The sequence below is a fragment of the Aestuariivirga sp. genome, from assembly GCF_044239095.1.
Lineage (GTDB): Bacteria > Pseudomonadota > Alphaproteobacteria > Rhizobiales > Aestuariivirgaceae > Aestuariivirga.
Map to the genome: position 1 here is coordinate 1 of NZ_JBIICB010000231.1, position 7,032 is coordinate 7,032.

At 63.5% G+C, this 7,032-nt stretch carries 8 protein-coding genes and 1 pseudogene; 6 read left to right on the forward strand and 3 right to left on the reverse strand.

Annotated features, from left to right (window positions below; translation table 11 throughout):
* Positions 1–328: pseudogene (locus ACILRA_RS17445) on the reverse strand (GNAT family N-acetyltransferase); the annotation flags it as partial.
* Positions 329–345: 17 nt separating this feature from the next.
* Here ACILRA_RS17445 and ACILRA_RS17450 point away from each other — a divergent pair.
* The 4 genes from ACILRA_RS17450 to ACILRA_RS17465 are packed head-to-tail and all read left to right on the forward strand — an operon-like array spanning position 346 to position 4,024.
* Positions 346–2,370, forward strand: coding sequence for a phage tail tape measure protein (locus ACILRA_RS17450; RefSeq protein ID WP_395663337.1), 2,025 nt, complete (start codon positions 346–348; stop codon positions 2,368–2,370).
* Positions 2,370–2,792: a phage tail protein gene (locus ACILRA_RS17455; RefSeq protein ID WP_395663338.1), complete on the forward strand. Its 423-nt coding sequence runs from the start codon at positions 2,370–2,372 to the stop codon at positions 2,790–2,792. The genes ACILRA_RS17450 and ACILRA_RS17455 overlap by 1 nt, the downstream gene beginning before the upstream one ends.
* Positions 2,789–3,010 (forward strand): tail protein X, encoded by a 222-nt coding sequence (locus ACILRA_RS17460; protein WP_395663339.1) that lies wholly within the window; start codon positions 2,789–2,791, stop codon positions 3,008–3,010. The genes ACILRA_RS17455 and ACILRA_RS17460 overlap by 4 nt, the downstream gene beginning before the upstream one ends.
* Before the next feature lie 6 nt (positions 3,011–3,016).
* Positions 3,017–4,024, forward strand: a complete 1,008-nt coding sequence (locus tag ACILRA_RS17465) for a phage late control D family protein (RefSeq protein WP_395663340.1) — start codon at positions 3,017–3,019, stop codon at positions 4,022–4,024.
* Positions 4,025–4,197: 173 nt separating this feature from the next.
* On the opposite strand, the gene ACILRA_RS17470 is transcribed toward ACILRA_RS17465, so the two are convergent.
* Both ACILRA_RS17470 and ACILRA_RS17475 read right to left on the reverse strand, forming a co-directional pair.
* Positions 4,198–4,650 (reverse strand): lysozyme inhibitor LprI family protein, encoded by a 453-nt coding sequence (locus ACILRA_RS17470; RefSeq protein WP_395663341.1) that lies wholly within the window; start codon positions 4,648–4,650, stop codon positions 4,198–4,200.
* A gap of 8 nt (positions 4,651–4,658) precedes the next feature.
* Complete coding sequence (locus ACILRA_RS17475) at positions 4,659–5,021, reverse strand: hypothetical protein (RefSeq protein ID WP_395663342.1); 363 nt, start codon at positions 5,019–5,021, stop codon at positions 4,659–4,661.
* A 376-nt stretch (positions 5,022–5,397) separates the two neighbouring features.
* Here ACILRA_RS17475 and ACILRA_RS17480 point away from each other — a divergent pair, with 376 nt between their 5' ends.
* Both ACILRA_RS17480 and ACILRA_RS17485 read left to right on the forward strand, forming a co-directional pair.
* Positions 5,398–5,712 (forward strand): hypothetical protein, encoded by a 315-nt coding sequence (locus ACILRA_RS17480; protein WP_395663343.1) that lies wholly within the window; start codon positions 5,398–5,400, stop codon positions 5,710–5,712.
* A gap of 94 nt (positions 5,713–5,806) precedes the next feature.
* Positions 5,807–6,742, forward strand: a complete 936-nt coding sequence (locus ACILRA_RS17485; RefSeq protein ID WP_395663344.1) for a TIGR02594 family protein — start codon at positions 5,807–5,809, stop codon at positions 6,740–6,742.
* Positions 6,743–7,032: the final 290 nt, after the last annotated feature.

Here is a 7,032-nt window from a genome sequence, read left to right on the forward strand (position 1 = left end):
CATCGTCGATCGCATTGACCATCAATGCCCGTCCGCCGATCAGGGAGGCGGCCTGAACGCAGCGGGCGAGGGCGTGCTTCAGGAGGCCGGTGCCAATGCCGCGCCCCGCCCATTGCAGATCGGTGGCGAGCTGGCCCAGCAGCAGGCAAGGAACCGGATCGGGTGGCTGTCCCGTCCGAATCGATCTGGGCAGTACGGTCGGAACAACGGCCGTCGGCGCAAGACCATAATACCCCACGACCCGGCCGTCCTGATGGACCACCATGACGGCCGTGAAGCCCCTCTGCTGGTTGGAGAGCGCGCGCGTCTTCAGCCAGTTGTCGAGAGTGGAGTACCTCGTCGCAGATGAACCAGTTTGCCACCGACATCGTGAAGGCACAGGATTTCCTGGTTGGCATGGGTCTCGACGTTGATCGGGCCACGAAGGCCATGCCGTCCATCGCAAGGGCAGCGACCGCCACGGGCGCGAGCCTCGAGGACCTGTCGAAGGCGGGCTTCGCGGCCATGTCGAACCTCGGCGTTGCCGCCGAAAGTTTGGGCAAGTCCTTCGACATCATGGCGGCCGCCGGCAAGGCGGGCGGCTTCGAGCTTCGCGACATGGCGCAATATCTGCCGTCCATCACGGCGCTTGCCAGTTCCAAGGGCATGTCGGGGGAGAGCGGTCTCGCCCAGATCGCCGCTGCCTTGCAGATCGTGCGCCGGGGCGCGGGCGATGCTTCGGAAGCGGCGACCAATTTCAGCAACATCCTGCAGAAGATCAATTCCAACGACGCGATCGGGAACTTCAAGAAGCTGGGGATCGACATCCAGAAGGTCCTGAAGGACGCCAAGGCCAATGGCACCGATCCGCTCGAGGCATCGCTGCGCGCCATCAACACCGCACTCGGTGGGGACATGTCACGGCTTGGCGAGATCTTCGCTGACGCCCAGGTGCAGAAGGGTCTCATTCCGCTGCTGACGGGGCTAGAGGATTACATCCGGCTGAGAGATGAAGCGGCAAGAGCCGACGGCGTGATCAGCAACGACTTCGCCCGCATGATGCAGACCAGCGTCGAGCAGGTGAAGCAGTTCCAGATTGCGCTGCAGAACTTCCAGACCAGCGTGGGCGCGGCAATGGTGCCGGTCCTTGGCGGAATCGCGGGCGCGCTCAAGCCCGTCCTCGTGCTGCTGACCTCGCTGGTCAACCAGTACCCCGGCGTCTCGGGCGCGCTGGTTGCCATCACGGCGGGCTTCATCGCCCTCAAGGCGGCGCTGGCAGGCCTCACCTTCCTCGGCCTGATGGGCAAGGGCGGCATGCTCGCCTCCTTGGCCTTCGGGCTCAAGGGCGTCACCGTAGCCCTGACGGCGCTCCGGGCGGTCGCCATCACCGCGCCGCTCGGCCTTATCAACAGCGGGCTCACCAGCCTCCGGGGTTCGCTCCTTGGCCTTACCATGCTGAACTCTGCCGGCGGCCTCAAGGCGGTGTTCGGCACACTGGGCTCCGGCCTCTTGGGGCTACTGAATCCGATGAAGCTTGTGAGCGCAGCGTCGGTGGCCCTCCGCGGGGCTCTGATGCTGACCGGCGTCGGCGCTATCCTGATCGGCATCGCCATGGCGGGCAAGTTCATCTACGACAACTGGCAGGGCATCAAGGAGCTGTTCGTAGCCTTCGGCGAGGCCTTCATGGCCGCGCTGGGCCCGGTCAAGCCGATGCTGGATCCGGTGATTGCCGGGGTCAGTACGCTCTTCGGCTGGATGTCGAAGCTCAGCCTCAAAATCTCGCCGGCCACCTGGCGGGAGTGGGGCGCTTCGGCGGGTGCCGCCGTGGGCGATGTGGTGCGGTGGTTTGCGGAGCTCCCGGGCAAGATCGCTGCATCGCTGGGCAGCCTCTACGACATCGGCCGGAAGTTCATGCAGTCGTTCTTCGACGGCCTCGTCTCGATCGGCAGCGACATCCTGAACTGGGCCAGCGGCCTTGCGGACAAGATCAGTTCGGTTCTGACGTTGCCGAACCGCGCGCCCCAGTCCTCTGTCAATCCACGTGGCGCAGGCGCGGGCATGAAGCCGGCGGTGGATCCCAATGACCCTTATGGCGTCGGCCCCATCGAGGACCTGACGTTGCGCGCCACTGGCGGCCCAGTCAGCCGGGGGGCCAGCTATCTCGTGGGTGAGCGTGGTCCCGAGCTTATCACGGCCGGGCGCTCGGGCTACGTCAACCGGGCAGGTTCTTTCCCGGCGGGCGGGATCACTGTCTCTCCTGTCTTCAACATGACATTCAACGGACGTACGGATCCCGAAGATGTCGTCCAGCAGATCCGCCGCGTGCTGCGCGACGAAGTCCGCGAGACCTTCCGGGGTGTCTATGCCGATGCCGGGCTGAGGTTCGCCTGATGTTGATGACGCTGGGGCCCATCCGCTTCGAGGTCCATCCGTTCAACGCCACCGAATACGACCATGGCCACGAGACGAGCTTCGTTGAAAAGCCGGTGCTGGGCGCCAGGCCGCCGCTCGAATGGGTGGGCGAAGGTTCCGAGAGCTGGTCCATCAAGGCGCGCATCTTTCCGCACCGCTTCGGTGGGCTTGGCGACCTCAAGAAGCTTTACCAGGCCCGCGCCGCAGGACGGCCGCTCTACCTCATGCGCGGCGATGGCGCGCAGATGGGCTGGGTGGTGATCGACAAGGTCTCCGAGCGGTCGAGCTATCTCGACGCCGAAGGAATCGGCCGGATGATCGATGTTGACATTGCGGTCCGGCGTGCGGCCAAGCCGTCCAACGGCAGCTTCTTCTCTCTTTTTGCGGGGATGTTCTCATGATCGTCGAGCCTGTCACCGTCGAGGGCGAGTTCATTACCGTTTCGCTCATCGTCTGGCGGCGTTTCAGGCGGCCCATGCCGGGTCTGGTTGAGCAGACATATGACATGAACCCGGGCCTCGGCGAGCTTGGCGCATTTCTTCCCGTTGGCGCCACGTTCGATATGCCGGTGCCGGTGCCGCGCGAACCCGCCATCCTCGATCCGATCAGGTTGTGGTGATTCCCGATGTCAAAGCGCGCGGTGTTCATGGTGACGGTGGCGGGCACCAACATCACCACAACACTCCTGCCGGTGCTGATTTCGCTGACCGTGTCGGACAAGGTTGGGACCCACTCCGACACAGCCTCGCTGGATATCGACGATACCGATGGCCGGGTTGTCCTTCCCCAGATCGGCGCACCGGTCGTCGTGGCGCTAGGCTGGGAAGGCGAGGGCGTCCGGGTGGTGTTCACCGGCACGGTGGACGAGGTCAGGTCGTCGGGCTCGCGCGGCGGTGGGCGCACGCTGTCCATCACCGCCAAGGGCATGGACACCACAGGGAAGCCGAAGGAAGGCCAGCAGCGCCACTTCGACGACAGCACGGTCGAAGACATCCTGAAGCAGGCAGGCCAGACGGCGGGCGTCACGCAGATCGAGATCGATCCGTCGCTGGCATACATCACCCGCAAATACTTCGAGATGCGGGACGAGAGCTTCATCCACATGGGCGAGCGCCTCGCCCGTGAGATCGGCGGCAACTTCCGCATCCACGGCACGCGCGCCATCATGTCGAAGCGTGGCGGCACCTACACCGCGGCGGTCATCGCTGCGTGGGGCCGGAACCTGCATGGTTGGGACATCTCGCCTGCACTGGGGCGCGGTCAATATTCGCAGGTCCGCGCCCGCTGGTACGATCCGAAGAAAGCCGGATGGCAGGAGACGGAGGAGGGGACCGCCCTTGCCGTCGATGCCCGGCACGATCACCGCTACGCAAAGTCGGATGAAGGCGAGGCGACGCAGCAGACCTCGTCCGACCGGGCAACCTCCGAACGTGACGCGGGCGAGGGGTCAGTGACCATCGAGGGCGACACCGCCGCCGTTCCCGACGGGCTCTGCATCGTGAAGGGGGCGAGGCGTGGCGTCGACGGCCCCTGGCGCATCGAGAGTGTCACCCACCGCTATTCGCGCGGCGGTGGCTTTATCACGCAACTGAGTCTGAAGCAGCCGGGGTCCGGCGGCGCGGGCGATACCTGACAGGAGATTATCCTGATGGCAAAGGATTGGCCGGGGACATCCCGGCGGTGGTCTATTTCATGGTGGGGATCGGTGGCGGGCCGTACGTTCTTCTTGCCATATTTGCGACGCGGCTTTGATCTGCGCGGCCCCCAGGAGATTTCCATCATCGAAGCCGAATGCTCTATGCCGAGCTATCTTGAGCACTCACCTCCCGGGGTGCCGATGCTATCGCAGCGCAGCATTCCCTCGATGCGAGCAAGGCGTTCCTGTGTATAGGAGATTTGGCATAGCAGGCTCATCACCGGCTGAAGCGAACCGCCCTCCACAGCAGAAGACTCGAACCTGCATGAGCCATCTCTATACTTCATCCACGCTATCTGGATGCCCTTGATCTGAGCACTACCATCGGCGTCCAAAGTGCTTCGATACTGCCTATAGACGGAGTTAAGTTCATCGTTGAGTTCGCCCAGCACCCCTTGGAGACACTCTATTTGTGACATTGTGGTCTCACCTGTGCACGCCGAACTGGGGTCAAGGTCCTCAGCTGCCGATAGACTGGCATGCCCGACGAGAAGCAATGCCACAACGGACACTGTCGAAGTTCTTGTCAGAGCAAGGCCCCGAATGCGTTGAGCAAGCCTCATCTGACAAGTCACTGCAGTTCGGCAGTCGTTTCGTCGGTGTCGCTGTCATATTTCAGCGTGATCTCGGAGATTTTGCACAAGTTCAGTCCCTGCCAGGCAGTAGACGCGTAGTCCCCCACCCAATCGACCTTTATGTCCCATTTGCAGCTGTCGGGATCACCCTCAAACGTGACAGTCGCAAATTCACCATCCGCCAGTTCCGGAGAACCAAGGATGTTGCTACTCCAAGAGTCACTGCCAGTCGGATCAACATAAATAGCTTGAATGTTATAGCCGGTGGCATTGATCAATTTAAAATCGAGACCACTCGCAATCGCAGATCCAGAACCCAGCGTCAAAGCCCCTAATACAATGGTAATCCAACGTCTCACTGGCACCTCCCCGCAGAAATTTTGAGTATACTCACATTCCATCAAGCAGGGCAAGCAAGCGAGAGACCGGAGCTGTCTGGCAAAGACACTGGCAGGATGGCGATAAAGATGAACTCATCCTCATCCTCATCGTCAGCCAGACTGCTCGACGTGGGAACGCGACCTGTGCGAGGGCAGCGTTACCCTCGAGGGCGACACCGCCGCCATTCCGGACGGGCTCTGCATCGTCACCGGCACGCGACCCGGCATCGACGGCCGCTGGCCCATCGAGAGCGTCACCCACAGCTACTCGCGCGGCGGCGGCTTCGTCACGCAACTGAGCCTGAAGCAGCCGGGGGCCGGCGGCACGGGCGATATCTGACAGGAGATTGTCCTGATGGCACAGGATTGGACCGGGGAAATCCCGGCGGTGGTTTATTTTGTGGTCGGGCTGGGCGGCGTGGCGGGCGCCCTTCTCGCCATGCTCAAGCTGAAGGAGGCGCTCGTCCCGGATGCTGGCCAACAGTTTAGCAAGGACATCGCCGCCATCAGGGCCGATATCCACGACATCCGTGCCCGTGTGGGCATGCTGGAACTTGATGTTGCCCGCATCGACCAGCCCTCCATCACAAGGCGCTTCGACGCCATCGAGGGAAAGATCGACAAATTGTACGACTTCCTGCTCGAGCGCCTGACCAAGCTGCCGCCCTGAGCGGCGCGTCAGCAAACCCACCCCAGTCATCCATTCACCATGCAACTGAAGCCGAAGGCCAAGAGCGCCTCCGGCCATGAGAAGGAATTTGCCCATGACCCACATGACGATCGCCCGTAGCTATCTCGGCACGAAGGAACTGAAGGGCTCCTCCGACAACCCGAAGATCATGGAGATGTACCGCACGGTCGGCCACCACTGGGTCGAGCATGACGAGGTGGCCTGGTGCGCCGCATTCGTCGGACATTGCCTCGAGAAGGCAGGCACCGACTCCGCCCGCAAACTCAATGCGCGCTCCTATCTCACATGGGGCGAGAAGGTCGCCGGCGTGGAGCAGGCGAAGGAGGGCGACGTCGTCATCTTCACGCGCGGCTCGAACACGGCGCAGGGCCATGTCGCCTTTTTCCTCAAGGCAACGGGCCAGCAGATCGAGGTGCTGGGCGGCAACCAGTCGGACGGCGTCACAGTGGCTCGATATGCAAAGTCGCGGCTGCTCGGCATCCGGCGCCCGCTCCGCGCGGACGCGCCGCAACGTCCGGAGATGAAGGTCGTTCAGCAGCAACTGAAGGACCTGGGATATTTCGAGGTCGGCATTGTGGACGGGCGCTATGGTCCCCGCATGCGTGCGGCAGTGCTGGCGTTCCGCGCAGATAATGGACTCGGTCTCAGCCCGGACGTCGATCCCGTCCTCGTGGAGGCCCTGCAGCGGGCCAAGCCCCGCGCCGTCTCGCGAGAGCGGGCGGAGGGCAAGCCTGAGGGCTCGCGCATCGTGAAGGCGGCGGATGCCCAGATCGCCACCGGCATCGTGGGCATGGCAGGTGCTGCGGCATCCATGGTGGTGCCGGCAGTGGAGACCGCCGAGCGGGCGAAGGACGTGACTGAGCGCACCGTGGGCCTGCTGAACCTGACAGACTGGCTGCTGCCTGTGCTGCCGTGGGCGGGTGCCGCAATCTTCCTGATCGTCATCCTGCTGGCGTGGAAGGCAAAGGCCGCGCGCATCGAGGATTACCGCACGGGGAAGACGCCGTGATCGGCTTGTTCATTTCATTGTTCGGCGCAGCCTGGTCCCGCCTGTCGGGCTGGGCGGCGCTTGCCGCCGCACTCATCGCGGCGCTCGGGATCGCGTGGCTGAGGGGCCGCGCCGCCGGAAAGGCGGCCTGGGCAGCAAAGCGCCAGGCGGCAAGAAACAGGGCTGTCCGGCAATCAGGGGAGATCCGGCATGATGTTCAGAACAGCAGCGATCCTGCTCTCGATCGCCGTCTCGACCGCTGGATGCGCGACTGACCCGCGGCTGAAGAGCGACTGCGACTGGGCCCAGCC

Coding starts and splice junctions, on each gene's coding strand:
- ACILRA_RS17450 (WP_395663337.1), top strand. CDS start 346: ATGAACCAGTTTGCCACCGACATCGTGAAGGCACAGGATTTCCTGGTT.
- ACILRA_RS17455 (WP_395663338.1), top strand. CDS start 2,370: ATGTTGATGACGCTGGGGCCCATCCGCTTCGAGGTCCATCCGTTCAAC.
- ACILRA_RS17460 (WP_395663339.1), top strand. CDS start 2,789: ATGATCGTCGAGCCTGTCACCGTCGAGGGCGAGTTCATTACCGTTTCG.
- ACILRA_RS17465 (WP_395663340.1), top strand. CDS start 3,017: ATGTCAAAGCGCGCGGTGTTCATGGTGACGGTGGCGGGCACCAACATC.
- ACILRA_RS17470 (WP_395663341.1), bottom strand. CDS start 4,650: ATGAGGCTTGCTCAACGCATTCGGGGCCTTGCTCTGACAAGAACTTCG.
- ACILRA_RS17480 (WP_395663343.1), top strand. CDS start 5,398: ATGGCACAGGATTGGACCGGGGAAATCCCGGCGGTGGTTTATTTTGTG.
- ACILRA_RS17485 (WP_395663344.1), top strand. CDS start 5,807: ATGACCCACATGACGATCGCCCGTAGCTATCTCGGCACGAAGGAACTG.